The following is a 19,655-nucleotide window of genomic DNA, read 5'->3' on the forward strand; positions in this document are numbered from 1 at the left end:
ACGCCGATTCGCCGAGGATCGGGATCGACGCCGCGCTGCCGACGACGGGGCTCAGGTCGAGCACGACCACCGCCATATCCGATCGCGGCCGGGCCACATGCGGCGGGACCCGCGCTACGCACGCGCGGCCTGCAGGACCCGCTTCGGCGCAAACCCCGCCGCCAGCGCGAACAGCGCGACACACAGGCAGGCCATCGCGATCCAAGCGGGCGTCAGGTCCGCGAGGTGCTGGCGCACGATGCCCGCCCCGAACGGGAACAGCCCGGCGATCAGGTAGCCGATGCCCTGCACGAACCCCGTCAGCGACGCGGCATCGGCCGGCGTCGCGGCATGGTCAACGGTGACGATCAGCGACAGCGGAAACAGCGCGCCGATTCCCGCGCCCAGCAACAGCGCGGCCGGCAACGCCAGCGCCTCGGGCGCGGCCAGCATCACCAGCAAGCCGACCAACAGCGACGCGATCGACGCGTACAGCGCGGGGCGGCGATCGGGCAGGCGGTCGATCGTCGCCGAGATCGTCAGCCCTGCGACGACTTCCGCGAGCGTCACGCCGCCGAGCAGGCTGCCGGCCGCCGTCGGCGACCAGCCGAGCCGCATGTAGTACGGCGGCAGCCACGCGAGCACGAGCGTGTATGCGCCCGTCGCGATGCCGAAGAACAGCGCGAGCCGCCACGCGCGCGGCGAGCGCGACGGCTGCGCATTCGACGCCGACGTCGGCCCGGCGGCGAGCGCGTCGCCGCCGCGACTGGCCAGCGGCCACGCCAGCGCGGCCACCACGGCCGGCAGCGCCCAGCCCGCGAGCGCGGGGAGCCAGCCCCAGCGCGCCGCGGCGAACGGCGCGACGACGCTCGCGAGCACGGCGCCGCCCATGATCGACGTCGAATAGACGCCCATCGCACCGCCGATCCGCGTCGCGAAATGCGCCTTCACGAAGCCGGGCAGCAGCGCCTGCACCATCGCGATCCCGACGCCCGCGCAGCAGGCGCTCGCGAGCAGCAGCCACGCGTGCTGCGCGCCGATGCGCGACACGCAGGCGAGCCCGATCAGCGCGACGCCCAGCCAGACGCCGCCCGCAATCCCGGTCAGGCGCTGCAGGCGCCGCGCACTCAGTGCGCCGAGGCCCATCAACAGGATCGGGATCGTCGTCAGCAGGCTGGCCGCGCCGTCGCTGAGGCCGGTCGCGCGCTGGATCATGTCGAGCAGCGGGCCGACCGCGGCAAGCGCCGGCCGCAGGTTCAGCCCGACAAGGACGATGGCGGCGAGCCGCCATCCGGGGGAAGTGAAGCGATTCATTGCAAGGCCCTCGATATCGGTACGCGGCCCCCGGTGAGGCGCCACGCGCATTTCATGTAAAGTATCTCGACATCAAGATAAATGCTGATTTATCTCGACGTCAAGATAACTGGTGAGCCAAGGAGGGTTAATGGATCGAGCCGCGCATGCGCTCGTGCAATGGCGCGCCGAGCGTCCGGATCTCGACGCGTCGTCGATGGTGGTGATGGGGCGGCTGCAGGAAGCGGCGCTCGTGATCGCGCGTGACCGTCTCAATCCGCTATTCGCGCGCTACGGGATGCAGCCGGGCGAATTCGACGTGCTGGCCACGCTGCGGCGCGGCGGGGCGCCGTTCGCGCTGACGCCGACGGCGCTGTACGACGCGCTGATGATGTCGTCGGGCGGGATGACCGCGCGCATCGACCGGCTGCAGAAGGCAGGGTGGGTGGAGCGCCGGCCGAACCCGGCGGATGGGCGTGGCACGCTTGTGGCGCTGACGGAGAGCGGCCGCGCGCTGATCGATGAGGCAGTCGTCGCGCATATCGACAATCAGCGCGAGTTGCTGGCCGTGCTGTCGGATGCGGAACAGGCGCAGTTGTCGGAACTGCTGGGAAAGTTGCTGGCGGGGTTGGGGGCGAGAAGCTGAAAGCGGCCGACGGCAAGTAGCGCTGTGAATGCGTGGCGCAAACGCAGCGAGGCGGACAAAAAGGGCTTCGTGAATTATCTCGGACGTCGCTTGCCGACCCGGAGCGGACTGTCGCGCGTTGCGAAAACGGACTTTCGGACCGAACAAGCAAGATAGCAGCCTGAACACCCCCGACGATCGGAATCCGGTCAACCCAATCTGTAGCCAATTAATATCTGCCTGAGACTCGATCATGGCCAACTCCAGAAAACAGAAGCCGCAAACGTCTGGTGTATTCACAACGCCAGATGCGCAAAAGGTGTTTGGCGACCTGTATCTCAAGGGACGTCGCACGACATTACGCCTTCACCTCAAACGAGAACTGCCGGCGTTTCCCGCGTCGACCACGATAACTGGCGAGCTAGGTGACCTGCGGAAAGTTAGCTGTCTAGACTGCGTCATCGGATCGTCGGGCAGTGAATATAAGGGTAACGCGGGCCGATATCACTACGCTGAGATTCTTCCACACTTTGTCACCATCGGTGATCGGCACTTTGCGCCAGGCGAGCCGTCCATCCGGGCAGTTCATTTCACGACACCTGACCTCCCTTCGATTTTTTACGACTTCGGAACGTTCGGCCATATCTTTGCATCAAAATCGGCCATTGAATCCTTTGCGAAGGAATGCGAGCCAAATCATAAAATTGAGTTTGGCGAATCACCGGAAGTTTTCTATTTTTCTGGGAAATATGAGGTTGTCGCAGTAGAGACGCCGATTGGTCGATTCCGTGTATCTCATCAGCCAACTTTCAGCATCGGCAACTCGTTTAGCGAATACATAAAGAACCACATGATTGTGAGCCTAGAGTACTCGCAACCAGTTATCTTCGACGAATGTATCGATCGAATGATGTCGATTCACAGATTCCTAAGTGTTATCGCGGGTCGTAAGCAAGCGATTGAATCCGTTCGCATGGATTTAGTCAACGAGTCAACCAGCACACACTCGACACTTGATTTACATTGGGCGTTCGCACCAAAAAAAACGAAAAATGAAGACAACAAGCCTCAGCCGGCGGATGTTCCGCTCGACGCGGTTCGCCGACCGGAGGAGTTCAAAACAGTCCTCGTGAATTGGTTAAGTCGAGATCCGGAATGGAGAGCGGCACGAATCCGATATGCAGGATGCACAGGGAAAGGGAACTCTTACAGCATTGACCGCCTTGTTGCCGCCGCAAATATGTTCGACATTTTGCCTCCGAATGCTGTGCCCGCAACCTCTAATCTTTCGCCGGAGGTAACCAAGGCACAGAAAGAGTGTCGCGAAATCTTCAAAAAATTGGCACCTGGAGTGGAGCGAGACAGTATTCTCGGGGCGCTAGGGCGGTTGAACAAGCCATCTCTAACGAAGAAAGTGCTTCATCGCGTCGCTATCGTGAGTGACGAATTTGGAAATCGATTTCCGGATCTTGATTTGGTAGCCAAGACCGCAGTCAAGTTTCGCAATTTCTTTGTGCACGGAGGCTCAGATGGATTCGACTATGCGAAGTTGGAGCCATTGATGCCATTCCTCACAGACGCACTGGAATTCATCTTCGCGACCTCTGATTTGATATGCGCGGGGTGGAATGCGGTAGCTTGGGGCGACAAACACTACGGATTCGGGCATAGCTTCACAAGGTTCCGCTGGAGCTATCGAACGAATGCTGATCTTTTGAAAGAGGTGTTGTCCTGATATCGCTGCAAGCCCGAGACTCTAATTTACAAGCGAAACTGACTTTCGCTGCCCTCCCGCCGTCCGCTTAGGGAGGCACAGTGTCGCCTCCTGGCCGAACACCGACAGTCTTCCCGGCGTTCCCCGAAAAACTCGCGACGACTTCAAACAAAAAACCCGCCGCGTAACGCGGCGGGTTTTTCAGATCGCGGCCTGCACGACGTACACCCGCTTGACCCATCAGCCCCGCGCCGGAATATTGAGCCCACGCTCCACAGCCGGCCGCGCAACGAACGCGTCGAGCACCCGCTTGACGTTCCGGAATTCGCTGAAGCCCACGAGGTCGCCCGCTTCATAGAACCCGACGAGGTTCCGCACCCACGGGAAAATCGCGATATCGGCGATCGTGTACGTATCGCCCATCACCCATTGCCGATTCGCGAGATGCGCGTCGAGCACGCCGAGCAGGCGCTTCGACTCGTCGACGTAGCGGTCGCGCGGGCGCTTGTCCTCGTAGTCGCGGCCGGCGAACTTGTGGAAGAAGCCGACCTGGCCGAACATCGGCCCGATGCCGCCCATCTGGAACATCACCCACTGGATCGTCTCGTAGCGGCCCGCGAGATCCTTCGGGATCAACTGGCCCGTCTTGTCCGCGAGATAGATCAGGATCGCGCCCGATTCGAACAGCGGCAGCGGCTTGCCGTCCGGGCCGTTCGGATCGATGATCGCCGGGATCTTGTTGTTCGGGTTCAGCGACAGGAATTCGGGCGAAAACTGATCGTTCGTGTCGAAACGCACGAGGTGCGGCTCGTACGGCAGGCCGGTTTCCTCGAGCATGATCGACACCTTGACGCCGTTCGGCGTCGGCAGCGAGTAGAGCTGGAGACGGTCGGGATGCTGGGCCGGCCACTTTTGCGTGATCGGGAAGGCGGACAGGTCGGACATGGAGGGTCGCTCGTCGAAGTGAAGGATCCGCGCCCCGTTCCTGCTGCCGCGCGCGCCACGGTCGATGGCGGGACGGCAGGGCGGAGCGCGCCGAAAACGCCCACTGTAGCCGATCCCGGCGATCGATGCCGACGGCGGCCGCACGCGACCGCCGCCGCACGGCCGGAAGCCGTCAGAAGTTGTGCCGCAGCCCGATCATCGCAGCCGTCGTGCCGACGCCCGGCGCGACCGGCTGCCCGTACACGAGCATCTGGTCCATCGTGCCGCGGTTGTTCACGTGCCCGACCTGCGCATAGACCATCGTTCGCTTCGACAGGCTGTAGTCGGCCGCGAGCACGACCGCCGTCGACTTGTTCGCCGAGACGTTGCGGTCCTTTAGGTAATACACCGCGGACGTCACCTGCAGCGCGGGCGTGAAGCGATAGCCGATGCCGGCCGACAGCATGTCGAGGTTCACCTTGTCCGCATGCGACGGGTTCCGGCCGTTGCCGTACGACGCCGACACCGAGAAATCGTGGATCGTGTATTTCGCGCCGAAGTAGATGAAGCGGTTGTTGTCGACGCCGGTCGGCGCGACGCCCGGCGCCGGGCTCGTGTCGTGGCCGTTGTAGTAGACGGCCGAAGCATTGAGCCCATAGTTTGCATACCTGAGCACGACCGATTCGCGCGTGCCGCCCTGGAACTGCCCGGCCACGCCGCCCGGCGCGTATTCGAGCGCGATCGACGCGCCCGCGAAGGTCGGCGACTGGTAGACGAGCGCATTACTGTCGTACAGCGCGCCGATCGCTGCGTTGGTGCTCGTTCCCGACCAGCCGGCCGCCGTGTTCAGGCCGAGCCACGCGATCAGCACGCTGCCGAAGAACTGCGCGTTGCGCACGTCGGTGTCGGCCATCGCGTAGATCATCGGCACGATCTGTCGGCCGGCGGTGAACGCGCCGAACGGGCCCGACACGCCGAGCGACGCGACCTGGTTGAAGATCGCGACGGCACCCGGCGTGTCGCTCAGCTGCAGCTTGCCGGTGCCGCTGTCGAACGAGCCCTGCAGCTTGAAGTTGACCTTGTAGCCGCCGCCGATGTCCTCGCTGCCCTTGATGCCCCAGAAGCTCGAGTAGATGCCGCCGTCCTTCATGCGGAACACCTTGCCCGTGTTCTTCGCGGTCGGGCTGAACGACGCCGCCGACGTGCTCTGGTACAGCAGGCCCGAGTCGATCACGCCGTAGAGCGTGACGGAGGATTGCGCGTGCGCGAGCGCCGAACAGCCGGCAAGCGCCGCGAGCGCGGCCAGTTTCGTCTTCATCAAAGTCTCCGGGGTCGGTTTGGACCGGACGGGATCGAGCCCGTCCGGGTGAAGCAGGGAGGCTAGCGGGAAGGTGTGACAGGCAACGCCCGCATGAGCCGTGCGGAAAGACTACGCAACGGCGGGCGGCCGCTCCCCCCCATGCGCGGGGGGCAGGGTTGCGGAGAATCGGCGGAAGGCGGGCGCGACGATGCGCCCGACTGGCGAAACCGGCGTTACGGCGTCAGGGCGCGCTTTCGAGCAGGCCGAGCACCAGCGCGCGGTGCACCACATGCTTGCGCGAACTGGCGTCGAGCTTGCCGAACAGGTTCTTCAGGTGCCACTTCACGGTTTCCTCGCCGACGGCGAGCGCCACCGCGATCTCCTTGTTCGACAGGTTGCGCGCGAGCAACTCGAGAATCGCGCGCTCCTTCGGCGTCAGCACGACGCTCGGCACCGCGCGCGGGCTGGCCGCGGCGCGCGGGGCAGGCGGCACGATGCGCGGTTGCGGAAGCGCGTGCCGCACGGGGCCGGTGCCGGCGGCCGCTTCGTCGCCGGCGCGGCGCGCCCAGTCGGCGATGGCCGGATGCGCGTCGGCCAGCGTGCGCGTCAGCCCGAACAGGTCCGCGAGGTTCATCGCTTCGTCGAGCAACGCACGGCCGCCGCCGCCCGACTGTTCGCGCGCGAACGCGCTGAGCGCCATGATCTCGATGCGCGCCTGCCCCATGGTCATTTCGCGGGCCAGCACGGCGGCTTCGTCGAGCGCGGCGCTTGCGTCGTCCCAGCGGCGCGCGGCCAGCGCCGCGCCCGCGTGCGCGGTTGCCTGCAGCAGCACGACGGGGCGCCGCCACAGCGGCCCATGCGACGGAAACTCGGCCGCGGCGATCGCATCGATCCGCTCGACGAGCGCGTGGCAGGTCGCCTCGCGATAGCGCGCCGCGTGGATGCGCACCTGTTCGGCGAGACTCGCGACCGACAGGCGCGGCAGGCGCCGCGCGACACCCATCGCGTCGAGCGCTTCGAGCAGGTCGATCGCACGATGCTCGACGCCGCGCAGCAGCGCGATGCGCGCGGCGGTGCGATAGCCGAGCAGCACGGTATCGGGCGTGCCCGCGTGTTCGAGCACGTCGAGGCGGTTGGCGAGCAACGCGGCCGCCTGGTCGACGCGGTCCGCCTCGTACGCGAGCGCCGCGCACATCGCCGCGAGCATGCAGGTGAGCGGATGGCGGCGCCCGAGATCGGCTTCCGCACGCGCCAGCGCCGGCGACAACGTGTCGTCGGCCAGCCGGACCTGGCCCTCGCGCAGGTAGCTCAGGCCCGTGATCAGCTCGCCCCAGCGCGCGACGTAGCCGAACCCGGCCGCCGTCTCGCCGCGCGGCGCGGCGTGCTGGAAGCGGCGCGCCTGCGCCGGTTCGCCGACGATGATCGCGCGCGCCGACAGCCGGTTCGCGTGCATTTGCGCGAGCCACGTCGCCGCCGGCGGCGTGAAGTCGGCCCACGGTTCGAACAGCTCGACGAAACGGTCGATTTCGTCGGCGTAATAGGCGGCCGCGCTGAGGATCAGCGCGCATTCGTAGCGCACTGCCGCGGGCGTGCCGGGATCCGCGAGGATGCCCGCGATCTGGCGCCGTGCCTCGACATGGCGCTCGCCGAGCGCCAGCGCCCATGCCACCGCTACGCGCAGCGTCGGGCGCTTGTCGAGCTCCGCATCGGGCAGCAGCGCAAGCCAGTCGAGCACGTCGTTGATGCGGCCCTGCTTGATCGCATCCTCGAGACAGCGCTGCGCGAGCGCATACGCCACCTCGAACTGGCCGGCCGCGTATGCGTGGCGGGCGGCTTCCTCGGTCATCCCGTGCGCGTCGAGCCACGCGGCCGCACGCGCATGCAGCGTGCGGCGCTCGGCTTCCGGGCCCGCGGCCAGGCGGTCGCGCAGCGTGTCGCGCACGAGCGGATGGAGCCGGCACCAGTCCGAATCGTCCGACGCAATGAACAGCGGCGTGTCGCGCGCGAGCCGCGCGAGGCGGTCGGGTGCGTCTGCGTCGTCGAGCAGCGCGGCGCACAGCGTCGGATGCAGGCGATCGGCGACGCTCGTGCGGATCAGGAACGCGGTGTCGTCGGCCGACAGGTTCGTGAGCAGCAGCTCGACCGGGCGGTCGCGCGTGCCGTCCACGCGGGCGGCGAGTGCGTCGACCGCCCGGCGCGGATCGGCCGAGCGCGCCATCGCGGCCATCGCGAGCTGCAGGCCCAGCGGCCAGCCGTCGACGCGTTCGAACAGCCGCGCGCACGCGTCGGCGTCGACCCGCTGCGCAAAGCGCGCGCCGACCAGCGCAATCGTCTCGTCGAGCGTGAAGCGCAGCCAGTCGGGGCCCGCGAGCGTGCATTGCCCGCCGGCGAGCAGGTCGCCGGCCACGAGATCGAGCCCGCGCCGCGCGGCGACGACGACATGCAGGTTTTGCGGTGCGTTGTGCAGCACGTAGGTCAGCGCATCAAGGCCGGCGGGCGGCAGCCGCTCCGCATCGTCGACGATCAGCAGCGCATCGATCGACAGTTGCGCGACCTCGGCCAGCCACGCGGTCACGCCTTCCAGCGCGCGCGCCGCGTCGGCCGCACCGACCGGGATCAGGCGCCCGAAGCCGGGCCGCGCGCAACCGGTCCGCACCGCCTGCACGAGCCCCTGCAGCAACCGCGCCGCATCGTCGCGCTCGTCGGCCGACAGCCATACGACCGCGCGGCCGAGCGCGAGGGTTTCGCGGCGCCATTGCGCGAGCAGCGACGTCTTGCCGTAACCGGCCGGCGCCTGCACGAGCGTGACCGGCCGGCCGTCGAAAGCGGGCGCGGCGAGGCTCAGCCGCGCGCGCGCCAGCAACTGCGCCGGTACGCGCGGCGCGGTCGTCTTCAGGACCAGTTCGGTGGGCGGCGCGTCGGCGCGATCGGGTGGGTGGGCCATCGGGGCAGCAGTCGGAATCCGGCGGTGCCGTGCGGGCCAGCGTCGGGGTGGGTGTGGGGGGAAGGATCGGTCGAACCGCGTTCGCGCGTCAATCCCCCCCGCGACGAGTGGGGCCGCACCGGCACCGCATCGATAGCATGGGTTCCGATGCATGACGAACACCACGAGGAGCCCCATGAAGATCGTATCGACCGGCACGCGGCGCAGCGCGCCATTCGCCGGATAAGCGGAGCGGCACGATGTACCGCCATCTGCTCGTGACGGTCGACGGCGCGCCCGGCGGCATCGACGCGATCGGCCATGCGCTCGAACTGGCGCGCGCGGTCGGCGCCCGGGTCACGTTCGTGCTGCCCGGCGCCGCTCCGGACTCGCGTTTATCCGGAGCGCGGCTGCCGGAGCACGGTGCGAAAGTGGAAGCGGCCGCGCGGGCGCAGGGGCTGTCCCATGTGATTGCGGGGGCCGGCCATCCGGGGGCAGGCGACATAGCCCCCGGCGCGCTGGCGGCCGAACTCGGCTGCGACCTGATCGGCGTCGCGGCACTGCCGCCCGATGCCGACGCGGCGGCCTGCGCTAAACGGCAGCACCTGCTCGCGACGAGCGGCGTACCGGTGCTCGTGTGCACGTCGCGGCGAACGCCTGCCGAGGTGCGTGTGATGGCGCAGTGTCTTGATGCGCATCGTGCGGTCGAAGGGTGGCTGCGTGCGCTGATGGCCTCGAGCTTGCACACGGGTGTGGACGCGCCGCAACAGCACGCGGCCGACCCGCAGGAGGCGCTGGCATCGCTCGCCGCCCTGCAGCACGCCCGGGTCCGCACGGCCGCCGAAGCGCGCCTTTTCGCGGCATTGCGCGACCGTGCGGAGTGCGTCGCGGCCGAGCTGGACGAACTCGACCGCCAGCGGCAGCGCGACGCGCAAGCGCTCGATGCGCTCATGCGGATCGCCGCGGAAGGTCTGCCGTCGGCCGCGTTCGACACGGCGCTCGCCCGCTACGCGCACGGCGCGTTCGAGCAGATGGGGCGGATGGAAGGCGTGATTTTCCCGGCCGCGCGGCGCTATCTCGGCGACGCGGACTGGGCCGGACTGGATGAATCGCTGGCGGACGGCGCAGCCGCGACGCCGCTACGCGCGAACGAACCGAACGAACCCGACGATGCGCGACACGCATCCGACTGACACCCTACGGAGAACACCATGGCACATGCAGTGCGATTCCACGAAACCGGCGGCCCCGAGGTCCTGCGCTGGGAGGAAGTCGACGTCGGCGACCCGGGCCCCGGCCAGGTCCGCCTGCGGCACGACGCGGTCGGCCTGAATTTCGCCGACACGTATTTCCGCAGCGGCCTGTATCCGGTGCCGCTGCCCGCCGGCCTCGGCGTCGAGGCGGCCGGCGTGGTCCAGGCGGTCGGCCCCGGCGTGACGAACGTCGCCGTCGGCGACCGCGTGACGTACACGGGCTTCCTGAACACGCTCGGCGCGTACAGCACCGAACGGCTGATCCCCGCCGCGCCGCTCGTGCGGCTGCCGGCCGGCATTGCGTGCGAGACGGCCGCGGCGATGACGATGCGCGGCCTGACGTCGGCCTACCTGCTGCGCCGCATCCACGCGTTCGCGCCGGGCGACACGATCCTGCTGCACGCGGCCGCCGGCGGCGTCGGGCTGATCGTGTCGCAGTGGGCGAAGCTGCTCGGGCTCACGGTGATCGGCACCGTCTCCAGCGAGCACAAGGCCGAAATCGCCCGCACGCACGGTTGTGACCACACGATCGACTACAGCCGCGAGGACGTCGCGAAACGCGTGCGCGAACTGACGGACGGCGCGGGCGTCGACGTCGTGTTCGACAGCGTCGGCAAGGACACCTTCGAAGGCTCGCTCGATTCGCTGAAGCGGCGCGGGCTGATGGTGTGCGTCGGCACCGCGTCGGGCCCGATCCCGCCGTTCGATCCGCAGCGCCTCGCGATGAAGGGCTCGCTGTACCTGACGCGCCCGGCGCTGGCCGACTACATCGCCGATCCGGCCGAGAAGAACGACCTGGCCGGCGAACTGTTCGCCCACGTCGCGGCCGGCCGGATCCGGATCGAGATCAACCAGCGCTACGCGCTGCAGGACGCCGCACAGGCACATCGCGATCTCGAATCGCGCAAGACGACCGGTTCGTCGGTGTTCATCGTCTGAGGAGACGCGCATGCGAGTCGAACCCCTGACCTGCGCGATCGGCGCGGAACTGCTGGATGTGAGCCTCGCCGACGCCGTGCACGACGACGGCCTGTTCGCCGAGATCCGCGCGCAATTGATCCGGCATCGCGTGCTGTTCCTGCGCGACCAGGACATCACGCGCGCCGAGCACGTCGCGTTCGCACGGCGCTTCGGCGAGCTCGAGGATCATCCGGTGGCCGGCAGCGATCCCGAGCACCCGGGGCTCGTGCGGATCTACAAGTCGCCCGACCAGCCGAACGACCGCTACGAGAATGCGTGGCACAGCGACGCGAGCTGGCGCGTGGCGCCGCCGTTCGGCTGTGTGCTGCGCTGCATCGACGGTCCGCCGGTTGGCGGCGACACGATGTGGGCGAACATGGTGCTCGCGTACGAACGCCTGCCCGAACACGTGAAGCAGCAGATCGACGGCTTGCGTGCACGCCACAGCATCGAGGCGAGCTTCGGCGCGGCGATGCCGATCGACAAGCGCCTCGCGCTGAAGGCGCAGTACCCGGACGCCGAGCATCCGGTCGTGCGCACGCATCCCGAAACGGGCGAGAAGGTGCTGTACGTGAATGCGTTCACCACGCATTTCACGAACTTCCACACGCCGGCGCGCGTGCGCTTCGGGCAGGACGCGAATCCCGGCGCCGGCCAGTTGCTGCAATACCTGATCAGCCAGGCCATGATCCCCGAGTACCAGGTGCGCTGGCGCTGGAAGAAGCACAGCGTCGCGATCTGGGACAACCGCAGCACCCAGCATTACGCGGTGATGGACTACCCGCCGTGCGTGCGCCAGATGGAGCGCGCGGGCATCGTCGGCGACGTGCCGTTCTGAGCCCGCCAGCACGGTAGCCAATTTCTGAAACCCCATGCAACGCGCCGGGCCCGCCGCCCGGCGCGGCGGGATACGCACGCCCGTACAACCGAAATACAACGATTTCCACTGGAGGACGACATGCAATTTCTCGACGATTCGCTGCACCCGGAAAACCAGGACAAGGTGGTCATCACGGTCGCGCCGTACGGCCCCGAATGGATGCCCGCCGATTTTCCGGAAGACATTCCGGTGACGATGGACGAGCACGTGCAGAAGGCCGTCGACTGCTACAACGCGGGCGCGACGGTGCTGCACATGCACGTGCGCGAGCTCGACGGCAAGGGCAGCAAGCGGCTGTCGAAGTTCAACGAGCTGCTCGGCCGGCTGCGCGAGGCGGTGCCCGACATGATCCTGCAGGTGGGCGGCTCGATCTCGTTCGCGCCGGAAGGCGAGGGCGCCGACGCGAAATGGCTGTCCGACGACACGCGCCACATGCTCGCCGAGCTGACGCCGAAGCCCGACCAGGTGACGGTCGCGATCAACACCGTGCAGATGAACATCACCGAGCTGATGGACCGCCGGGACATCGCCGGCACGTCGCTGAACGAAGCCGCACTGTGGGACGCATACCGCGAGATGACCGTGCCGGCCGGCCCCGGCTGGGTCGACGAGCACCTGCGCCGCCTGCAGGCGGCCGGCATCCAGCCGCATTTCCAGCTCACCGGCATGCACGCGCTGGAAACGCTCGAACGGATCATCCGCCGCGGCGTCTATCGCGGCCCGCTGAACGTCACGTGGGTCGGCATCGGCGGCGGCTTCGACGGCCCGAATCCGTACAACTTCATGGAATTCGTGCGGCGCTGCCCGGACGGCGCGTGCATCACGCTCGAATCGCTGATGAAGAACGTGCTGCCGATCAACACGGTCGCGATGGCGCTGGGCCTGCATCCGCGCTGCGGGATCGAGGACACGATCATCGACCAGAAGGGCAACCGGATGACGTCGGTGCAGCAGGTCGAGCAGTGCGTGCGGATCGCGCGCGAACTCGGCCGCGACATCGCCAGCGGCAAGGAGGCGAAGGCGATCTACCGGATCGGCGTGCAGTACGACGGCATCGACGAGACGCTGGCGCACCTCGGGATGGCGCCGAACCGCCGCTCCGGCCAGGTGAACGTGCCGCTGCGGGCCGCCTGACGCGCTGCGCATTCGCGCATCCGGGCGAGCGGCCGCATGGGACGCCGCCCGCCGATCGTTGTGGCGTGGCACCCATCCCCGCGCACGGCGCGGGGGCTGACTCCGGCCAACGGAGCGGGGCCACGCAAGCCGCGCCGGAGCACGAGTTCCGGCGCCGGAGGAGACACGCATGCTGATCCATCATGTCGAGCCGTCGATGCAGGACGTCGCCGCCGCCGGCCGGCGCGCGCCCGCGTATGCGTGGCTCGTGTTCGGGCTGACCGTCTGCCTGCTGCTGTCGGACTACATGTCGCGGCAGGTGCTCAACGCCGTGTTCCCGCTGCTCAAGCACGCGTGGGGGCTGTCCGACACGCAGCTCGGCTCGCTGTCCGGCGTCGTCGCGCTGCTGGTCGGGTTGCTGACGTTTCCGCTGTCGGTGCTCGCCGACCGCTTCGGACGCGTGCGCAGCATCGTGCTGATGGCCGCGTTGTGGAGCATCGCGACGCTCGGCTGCGCGCTGTCGACCAATTACACGGAGATGCTCGTCGCGCGCGGCCTCGTCGGGCTCGGTGAAGCCGCGTACGGCAGCGTCGGCGTCGCGCTGATCCTCAGCATCTTTCCGGCACGGCTGCGCGCGACGCTGACCGGCGCGTTCATGGCCGGCGGCGCATTCGGCTCCGTGTTCGGGATGGCGCTCGGCGGGCTGGTCGGCGCGCATCTCGGCTGGCGCTGGTCGTTCGGCGTGATGGCCGCGCTCGGCATCGTGTTGCTCGTCGCGTATCGCTGCGTCGTGACCGAGCGGCGGCTCGCCGCGTACCGGATCGAACCGTGCCGGCGCGACGCCGGCGCGCCGCGCGACCTGCGCGGCAACGTGCGCGCGCTGATGTCAGGGTTGTTCGCTTCGCGTTCGGTGATCTGCGCGTATCTCGGCAGCGGGTTGCACCTGTTCGTGCCGGGCGCGCTGTTCGCGTGGCTGCCGAGCTACCTGAACCGCTACTACGCGATGGCGCCCGACCGCGCAGCGGTGCTCGCGGCAGGCTTCGTGCTGCTCGCGGGCGTCGGGATGGTTGGCTGCGGGATCGTCACCGACCGCGTCGGCAAGACCGACGGCAAGCGCAAGTGGCTGACCGCGATCGCGTATTGCGTACTCACAGGCGTGTGCCTCGCGATTGCATTCCGGTTGCCGCCCGGGCCGCTGCAGCTCACGCTGATCTGCGCGGGGATGCTGGTCGGCGCGGGTGCGTCCGGTGCGTCGGGCGCGATGGTCGCGAACCTGACGCCGGCCGCGATCCACGCATCGGCGTTCGCCACGCTCACGCTCGCCAACAACCTGCTCGGCATGGCGCCGGGCCCGCTGCTGACGGGGTGGGTCGCCGATCGCGCCGGCCTCGTCGGCGCGCTGCAATGGATTCCCGTCGTGCCGCTGATGGCCGCCGTGCTGTTCGCCATCGGCCGCGCGAGCTATGTGGCCGACCTCGCACGCGTCGAACGCGAACGGCGCGTGTCCCCACTTTCCTGAACGCTTCGGAGACTGCATGACCCTGACGACCGCCCCCACCATCCTGATCGTGCCCGGCTTGCGCGATCACGTCGAAGACCACTGGCAGACCCACCTCGAACGGCGCCTGCCGAACGCGCGCTCCGTCGCGCCGCTCGAAGCCGACAAGCTGAGCCGTGCCGCGCGCGTCGCGGCGCTCGATGCGGCGCTGGCCGGGATCGACGGCCCCGTGATCCTCGTCGCGCACAGCGCGGGCGTGATGATCACGGTGCACTGGGCGCGCGAGGCCAAGCGCCGGATCCACGGCGCGCTGCTCGCGGCGCCGGCCGATCTCGAATCGCCGATGCCCGCCGGTTATCCGGCGCCCGATGCGATCGCCGCGAACGGCTGGACGCCGATACCGATCGAACGGCTGCCGTTTCCGAGCATCGTCGCCGCGAGCCGCAACGATCCGCTCGCGCGTTTCGAACGCATTGAAGCGCTGGCGGCCGGGTGGGGCAGCACGCTCGTCGATCTGGGAGAGGTCGGGCACCTGAACCCGGCGTCCGGGTATGGCGAGTGGCGGGATGCGGAGCGGCTGATCGAAGAGGTGGCCGCACTCGGCACGGCCTCCCGGACTGACTGAATATTCCTGTCTTTCGCGCGCCGCGCCCGACCGGGTACCCGGCGCGCGCCCCGTCACCGTCGGGCCGCGATGCGGCCCCGAACCGATTCCAATTCGCTGTCCGCCGAGATACGACGTCTTAACACGCGACACAATCGGCGCCACACGGCTCCCGGCAGCGATCGGTACACAAATCATCAACAACCGGAAGCTGTTTGTCAGGGAAAGTCCCGCCCCGTGCGTCATGGTTTTTTGTTGACCGACATCGTATAACGCCGTCATGATTTCCTGAAAAGAAAGGTCCCATCCACCGACCGAAGTGAGGAGACATGAACGCCACCCCGATCGCTCGCCGTGTCCGCCGGATCGCACTCGCCCTGGGTTTCACGCTGTCCGCCGCGGCTGCCGTCGCCGCGCCCGTCTCGCTGAACATCGTCGATGTCGCTGGCAACCTGCAGCTCACGCAAAAGGCCATCGAAGCCTTCAAGGACAAGAACCCGAACCTCGTCTCGAACGTCACGTTCACGAACGCACCCGCGCCGCAGCTGCCGGGCAAGATCAAGGCGATGCAGGCGGCGGGGCGCGCCGACATCGACCTCGTGCTGACGGGCACCGACGCGCTGGCCGCCGGCATCGAGCAGAACCTGTGGCAGAAGCTGCTGCCCGACGACGCGGCCGCGTTCCCCGGCGTGCTCGACAAATACGCACCCGGCCCGCGCAAGATGCAGGATCTCGCGCAGGGCTACGGCCTCGAAGTCACCTACATGCCGGCCGGCCCGCTGCTCGAATACAACCCGGCGAAGGTCGGCGACCCGCCCAGGACGCCCGACCAGCTGCTCGCCTGGTGCAAGGCGCACCCGAACAAGCTGATCTATGCGCGCCCGGCGAACTCGGGCCCCGGCCGCACGTTCCTGATGGGGCTGCCGTACGTGCTCGGCGACAGGAACCCGCAGGATCCGATCAACGGCTGGGACAAGACCTGGGCGTTCCTCAAGGCATTGAACGATTGCGTGCCGTACTACCCGGGCGGGACGTCGGCGGTGATGAAGGAGCTCGGCGAGGGCACGCGCGACATGACCGTGACCGTCACCGGCTGGGATCTCAACCCGCGCGCGCTCGGCATCGTGCCGGCCGAGTTCAGGGTCCAGGCGTTCGACAACATGACGTGGGTCAACGACGCGCACTACATGGTGATCCCGAAGGGCGTGCCGAAGGAAAAGCTCGACGTGCTGTTCAAGCTGATGAACTTCCTGCTCGAACCGGCGCAACAGGCGATGACCTACGACGACGGCTATTTCTATCCGGGCCCGGCGGTGAAGGGCGTGACGCTCGAGATGGCGCCCGCGCACAGCCAGGAAGTGATCAGGAAATTCGGCCGCCCCGAGTACGCGAAGCTGCTCGCGGATCGCCCGCACGTGCAGCCGCTCAGCGCGCAGGCGATGGTCGCCGCGTTCCAGAAGTGGGATCGCGAGATCGGCGCGCAGAAGTCGAAGTGACGCATGGACCGGCGGGCGCCGCGGCGCCCGCGTCGAGGGAGTTCGCGCAATGAAGCACAGTTTCGAACGGCTGCGGCTCGATGGCGTGTGCCGCAGCTTCACCAATGCGCAAGGCGCGCAGGTCGCCGCGCTGGACGGGCTCGATCTCGAGATCCGGCGCGGCGAATTCATCGCGCTGCTCGGCCCGTCGGGCTGTGGCAAGTCGACCGCGCTCAACTGCATCGCGGGGCTGCAGCCGCTCACGCGCGGCGGCATCTGGCTCGACGACACGCGCATCGACGTGCTGCCGCCCGAGCGCCGCGGCTTCGGGATGGTGTTCCAGAACTACGCGCTGTTTCCGCACATGTCGGTGCTCGACAACGTCGGCTTCGGCCTCAAGATGCGCGGCGTGCCGAAGCAGGAAACGCGGCGGCGCGCGCAGCAGGCGCTCGAACTCGTGCAGCTCGTCGGCCACGAGGGCAAGCTGCCCGGGCAGCTGTCGGGCGGGCAGCAGCAGCGCGTCGCGATTGCGCGCGCGATCGTGATCGAGCCGCCGCTCGTGCTGATGGACGAACCGCTGTCGAACCTCGACACGAAGCTGCGCATCGAGATGCGCGCCGAGATCCGCCGCATCCACACGCAGCTCGAACGCGCGACGATCTACGTGACGCACGACCAGGACGAGGCGCTGTCGATGGCCGACCGCATCGTCGTGATGAAGGAGGGCGTCGTGCAGCAGGTCGCGACGCCGAAGGACGTCTACACGCGCCCGCACAACCTGCATGTCGCGCGTTTCATGGGCTATCGCAACGTGCTGCCGTTCACGCTCGAAGGGATGGCCGGCGATTATGTGAACGTGGCGGCCGGTGGCGTTCGCGTCACCGGCGTGCCGATGGCCGGCTTCGACGCGAAAGAGGTCATGGTCGCGCTGCGACCCGACGACATCGAGCGCGCGGACGAGGGCGGCGACAACACGTTCGACGCGACGGTCGAAACGGTCGAGTACGGCGGCCGCGATTCGCTGATCCGCGCGGTCACGCCGTTCGGCCCGATCTGGGCGCGCGTGGCCGGCGAATTCACGGAGGGCGAGCCGCTGCGGCTGCGCGTCGCGCCGTCGCGCACGCTCGTCTACCCGGGAGCGCCGACATGAGCGGCGCAGCCGCGGCGCGGTTACACCGGGAGGCCGCATGAGCACGTTCGCGTCCGGCGCCACGCCGCGCGACGCGAAAGCCTGGCTCGTCACGCCCGCGCTCGGGTTCATCGTCGCGCTGTTCGTCTATCCGTTCGCGTACGGCCTCGTGCTGTCATTCCAGCCGATGAACGGCGGCGGCGCGCTCGCGAACTACGTGCAGTTCTTCACCGACACCGCGATGTGGCCGACCGTGCTCGTCACGCTGAAGCTCGCGGTGCCGGCGACGCTGATCAACGTCGGCATCGCGGTGCCCGTCGCGTTCGCGCTGCGCCGCCACTCGCCGTACCAGAAGTTCGTCACGACGCTGCTCGTGATTCCCGTCACGCTCGGCACGGTGCTCGTCGCCGACGGGATGCTCACGTATTTCGGGCCGAACGGCTGGTTCCCGCAGGCGCTGCAGGGGCTGCACCTGTACACCGACGAAGTGCGCCTCACGCACAACTACTGGGGCGTGCTGCTGTCGCTGATCGTGTCGGGCTTTCCGTTCGCGTTCCTGCTGATGCTGTCGTACATCAGCGGCATCGACCCGACGCTCGCCCGCGCGGCGGCAACGCTCGGCGCGAACCCGTGGCAGCAGTTCCGGCAGATCTACCTGCCGCTGCTCGTGCCGGGGCTCACGATGGCCGCGTGCCTGTCGTTCGTGCAGGCGTTCTCGGTGTTCCCGTCGGCCGTGCTGCTCGGCGCGCCGGCCGGGCCCACGCGCGTGATCTCGATCGCGGCGGCGGAAGCCGCGTTCGAGAGCTACGACTATTCGCTCGCATCGGCGATCGCGATCGTGATGGGCTTCGTGCAGTTGCTGGTGGTCGCGTCGATGCTCGGCGCGCGCCGTTTCTTCTATACGGGCGCGGTAACGGGAGGCAAGGGCTGATGGCGACCGACAATCATGCCGCGCGCACCTGGCCGCCGAAGCACGACAGGCCCGATGCGCCCGATGCGCCCCACGTCGACGCGGGGAAACCGCAGAAGATGACAGGCAATCTCGCCGGCCGCGCCTGGAAGGCGCTCGTGTGGGGGCTGATGGCGTTCTTCCTGCTGAACGTGTTGCTGCTGATCGCGACCGTCGCGGTGAATTCGATCGCGACCCGCTGGTTCGGCACGCCGCTGCCGCAGGGCTTCACGCTGCACTGGTACGCGAAGGCGTGGGAGGACTTCCAGCTCGCGAGCGTGCTGTGGGTGACCGTCGAGGTCGTCGGCGCAGTGGTGCTGCTGTCGATCGCGCTCGGCGTGCCGGCCGCGTATGCGCTGGCGCGCGTGCAGTTTCGCGGCAAGCGCTTCGCGCTGCTGGTGTTCCTGCTGCCGCTGATGGTGCCGCCCGTCACGTACGGGATCCCGATGGCCACCGTGATGTACAAGGTCGGACTCGCGGGCACGCTGCCCGGCGTGATCCTCGCGAACCTCGTGCCGGCGCTGCCGTTCGTGATCCTCGTGATGACGCCGTTCATCGAGCAGATCGACCCGAATCTCGAAGCCGCCGCGCGCATCTTCGGCGCGAACACGTGGCGCTATTTCCGCTACGTGCTGCTGCCGCTGCTGGTGCCCGGCATGCTCGCGGCGGGGTTACTCGTGCTGGTGCGCACGATCGGGATGTTCGAGCTGACCTTCTTCACCGCGGGGCCGAGCACGCAGACGCTCGTCGTCGCGCTGTATTACGCGGTGTTCTCGACCGGCGTGCGCGCACCACAGTCGATCGACGCGATGGCGATGATCTACATGGCCATCACGCTCGTGTGGGTCGTGATCGCACTGCAGTTCGTGAGCCCGACGCAGCTCGTGAGCCGCGTGAAGCAGGAGCGGCAGTAGGCAAGGGCGGCGCGCGGATGCGCGATGCCGCCTGCACATCCGTGCAATTGGTTACAAATGGATACCGCGCACGACACGCGGACGTTGCAGACTACGCGGCGTTCACCCGATCACGGATATCC

At 68.0% G+C, this 19,655-nt stretch carries 16 protein-coding genes; 12 read left to right on the top strand and 4 right to left on the bottom strand.

Features of this window, described 5'->3' with window-relative positions:
- Positions 1–114 precede the first annotated feature (114 nt).
- The gene (locus LXE91_RS13940; RefSeq protein ID WP_039355010.1) at positions 115–1,293 is read right to left on the bottom strand and encodes an MFS transporter; all 1,179 of its coding nucleotides are present in this window, start codon (positions 1,291–1,293) and stop codon (positions 115–117) included.
- 130 nt (positions 1,294–1,423) lie between these two features.
- Here LXE91_RS13940 and LXE91_RS13945 point away from each other — a divergent pair, with 130 nt between their 5' ends.
- Together LXE91_RS13945 and LXE91_RS13950 are read left to right on the top strand one after the other, a co-directional pair.
- Positions 1,424–1,918, top strand: a complete 495-nt coding sequence (locus LXE91_RS13945) for a MarR family winged helix-turn-helix transcriptional regulator (protein ID WP_039355007.1) — start codon at positions 1,424–1,426, stop codon at positions 1,916–1,918.
- 232 nt (positions 1,919–2,150) lie between these two features.
- Positions 2,151–3,632, top strand: coding sequence for an ApeA N-terminal domain 1-containing protein (locus LXE91_RS13950; RefSeq protein ID WP_135370770.1), 1,482 nt, complete (start codon positions 2,151–2,153; stop codon positions 3,630–3,632).
- 219 nt (positions 3,633–3,851) lie between these two features.
- Here the strand turns inward: LXE91_RS13950 and LXE91_RS13955 are convergent, their stop codons facing one another.
- The 3 genes from LXE91_RS13955 to LXE91_RS13965 form a co-directional block, all read right to left on the bottom strand.
- The gene (locus LXE91_RS13955) at positions 3,852–4,556 is read right to left on the bottom strand and encodes a glutathione S-transferase N-terminal domain-containing protein (protein WP_039355004.1); all 705 of its coding nucleotides are present in this window, start codon (positions 4,554–4,556) and stop codon (positions 3,852–3,854) included.
- 172 nt (positions 4,557–4,728) lie between these two features.
- On the bottom strand, positions 4,729–5,853 hold the full coding sequence (locus tag LXE91_RS13960; RefSeq protein WP_039355003.1) for a porin: 1,125 nt from the start codon (positions 5,851–5,853) through the stop codon (positions 4,729–4,731).
- 223 nt (positions 5,854–6,076) lie between these two features.
- Positions 6,077–8,779: a winged helix-turn-helix domain-containing protein gene (locus LXE91_RS13965; RefSeq protein ID WP_278068093.1), complete on the bottom strand. Its 2,703-nt coding sequence runs from the start codon at positions 8,777–8,779 to the stop codon at positions 6,077–6,079.
- 239 nt (positions 8,780–9,018) lie between these two features.
- On the opposite strand from LXE91_RS13965, the gene LXE91_RS13970 reads away from it, so the two are divergent.
- The 10 genes from LXE91_RS13970 to LXE91_RS14015 all read left to right on the top strand — a co-directional run bounded on the left by LXE91_RS13970 (position 9,019) and on the right by LXE91_RS14015 (position 19,533).
- On the top strand, positions 9,019–9,951 hold the full coding sequence (locus LXE91_RS13970) for a universal stress protein (protein WP_039355000.1): 933 nt from the start codon (positions 9,019–9,021) through the stop codon (positions 9,949–9,951).
- Between the two features lie 18 nt (positions 9,952–9,969).
- Positions 9,970–10,950 (top strand): quinone oxidoreductase family protein, encoded by a 981-nt coding sequence (locus LXE91_RS13975; RefSeq protein ID WP_039354997.1) that lies wholly within the window; start codon positions 9,970–9,972, stop codon positions 10,948–10,950.
- 10 nt (positions 10,951–10,960) lie between these two features.
- Positions 10,961–11,809, top strand: a complete 849-nt coding sequence (locus tag LXE91_RS13980) for a TauD/TfdA dioxygenase family protein (protein ID WP_039354994.1) — start codon at positions 10,961–10,963, stop codon at positions 11,807–11,809.
- 120 nt (positions 11,810–11,929) lie between these two features.
- The gene (locus LXE91_RS13985) at positions 11,930–12,985 is read left to right on the top strand and encodes a beta-keto acid cleavage family enzyme (RefSeq protein ID WP_039354991.1); all 1,056 of its coding nucleotides are present in this window, start codon (positions 11,930–11,932) and stop codon (positions 12,983–12,985) included.
- A 169-nt stretch (positions 12,986–13,154) separates the two neighbouring features.
- On the top strand, positions 13,155–14,483 hold the full coding sequence (locus LXE91_RS13990; protein ID WP_039354984.1) for an MFS transporter: 1,329 nt from the start codon (positions 13,155–13,157) through the stop codon (positions 14,481–14,483).
- Positions 14,484–14,499: 16 nt separating this feature from the next.
- Positions 14,500–15,087 carry an RBBP9/YdeN family alpha/beta hydrolase gene (locus tag LXE91_RS13995; RefSeq protein WP_039354981.1) on the top strand — a complete coding sequence of 196 codons (588 nt, stop codon included), beginning with the start codon at positions 14,500–14,502 and terminating at the stop codon, positions 15,085–15,087.
- Between the two features lie 308 nt (positions 15,088–15,395).
- Complete coding sequence (locus LXE91_RS14000; protein WP_039354979.1) at positions 15,396–16,562, top strand: ABC transporter substrate-binding protein; 1,167 nt, start codon at positions 15,396–15,398, stop codon at positions 16,560–16,562.
- Positions 16,563–16,611: 49 nt separating this feature from the next.
- Positions 16,612–17,691, top strand: coding sequence for an ABC transporter ATP-binding protein (locus tag LXE91_RS14005; RefSeq protein WP_039354978.1), 1,080 nt, complete (start codon positions 16,612–16,614; stop codon positions 17,689–17,691).
- Positions 17,692–17,728: 37 nt separating this feature from the next.
- Positions 17,729–18,601, top strand: coding sequence for an ABC transporter permease (locus LXE91_RS14010; RefSeq protein WP_039354975.1), 873 nt, complete (start codon positions 17,729–17,731; stop codon positions 18,599–18,601).
- The gene (locus LXE91_RS14015; RefSeq protein ID WP_039354972.1) at positions 18,601–19,533 is read left to right on the top strand and encodes an ABC transporter permease; all 933 of its coding nucleotides are present in this window, start codon (positions 18,601–18,603) and stop codon (positions 19,531–19,533) included. Before LXE91_RS14010 ends, LXE91_RS14015 begins: the two co-directional genes overlap by 1 nt.
- Positions 19,534–19,655: the final 122 nt, after the last annotated feature.

This window comes from Burkholderia contaminans (assembly GCF_029633825.1).
GTDB lineage: Bacteria > Pseudomonadota > Gammaproteobacteria > Burkholderiales > Burkholderiaceae > Burkholderia > Burkholderia contaminans.

What these genes read in the sequence shown, in the direction of transcription:
- LXE91_RS13940 (WP_039355010.1), bottom strand. Translation starts at nt 1,293, where the DNA reads ATGAATCGCTTCACTTCCCCCGGATGGCGGCTCGCCGCCATCGTCCTT.
- LXE91_RS13945 (WP_039355007.1), top strand. Translation starts at nt 1,424, where the DNA reads ATGGATCGAGCCGCGCATGCGCTCGTGCAATGGCGCGCCGAGCGTCCG.
- LXE91_RS13950 (WP_135370770.1), top strand. Translation starts at nt 2,151, where the DNA reads ATGGCCAACTCCAGAAAACAGAAGCCGCAAACGTCTGGTGTATTCACA.
- LXE91_RS13955 (WP_039355004.1), bottom strand. Translation starts at nt 4,556, where the DNA reads ATGTCCGACCTGTCCGCCTTCCCGATCACGCAAAAGTGGCCGGCCCAG.
- LXE91_RS13960 (WP_039355003.1), bottom strand. Translation starts at nt 5,853, where the DNA reads ATGAAGACGAAACTGGCCGCGCTCGCGGCGCTTGCCGGCTGTTCGGCG.
- LXE91_RS13965 (WP_278068093.1), bottom strand. Translation starts at nt 8,779, where the DNA reads ATGGCCCACCCACCCGATCGCGCCGACGCGCCGCCCACCGAACTGGTC.
- LXE91_RS13970 (WP_039355000.1), top strand. Translation starts at nt 9,019, where the DNA reads ATGTACCGCCATCTGCTCGTGACGGTCGACGGCGCGCCCGGCGGCATC.
- LXE91_RS13975 (WP_039354997.1), top strand. Translation starts at nt 9,970, where the DNA reads ATGGCACATGCAGTGCGATTCCACGAAACCGGCGGCCCCGAGGTCCTG.
- LXE91_RS13980 (WP_039354994.1), top strand. Translation starts at nt 10,961, where the DNA reads ATGCGAGTCGAACCCCTGACCTGCGCGATCGGCGCGGAACTGCTGGAT.
- LXE91_RS13985 (WP_039354991.1), top strand. Translation starts at nt 11,930, where the DNA reads ATGCAATTTCTCGACGATTCGCTGCACCCGGAAAACCAGGACAAGGTG.
- LXE91_RS13990 (WP_039354984.1), top strand. Translation starts at nt 13,155, where the DNA reads ATGCTGATCCATCATGTCGAGCCGTCGATGCAGGACGTCGCCGCCGCC.
- LXE91_RS13995 (WP_039354981.1), top strand. Translation starts at nt 14,500, where the DNA reads ATGACCCTGACGACCGCCCCCACCATCCTGATCGTGCCCGGCTTGCGC.
- LXE91_RS14000 (WP_039354979.1), top strand. Translation starts at nt 15,396, where the DNA reads ATGAACGCCACCCCGATCGCTCGCCGTGTCCGCCGGATCGCACTCGCC.
- LXE91_RS14005 (WP_039354978.1), top strand. Translation starts at nt 16,612, where the DNA reads ATGAAGCACAGTTTCGAACGGCTGCGGCTCGATGGCGTGTGCCGCAGC.
- LXE91_RS14010 (WP_039354975.1), top strand. Translation starts at nt 17,729, where the DNA reads ATGAGCACGTTCGCGTCCGGCGCCACGCCGCGCGACGCGAAAGCCTGG.
- LXE91_RS14015 (WP_039354972.1), top strand. Translation starts at nt 18,601, where the DNA reads ATGGCGACCGACAATCATGCCGCGCGCACCTGGCCGCCGAAGCACGAC.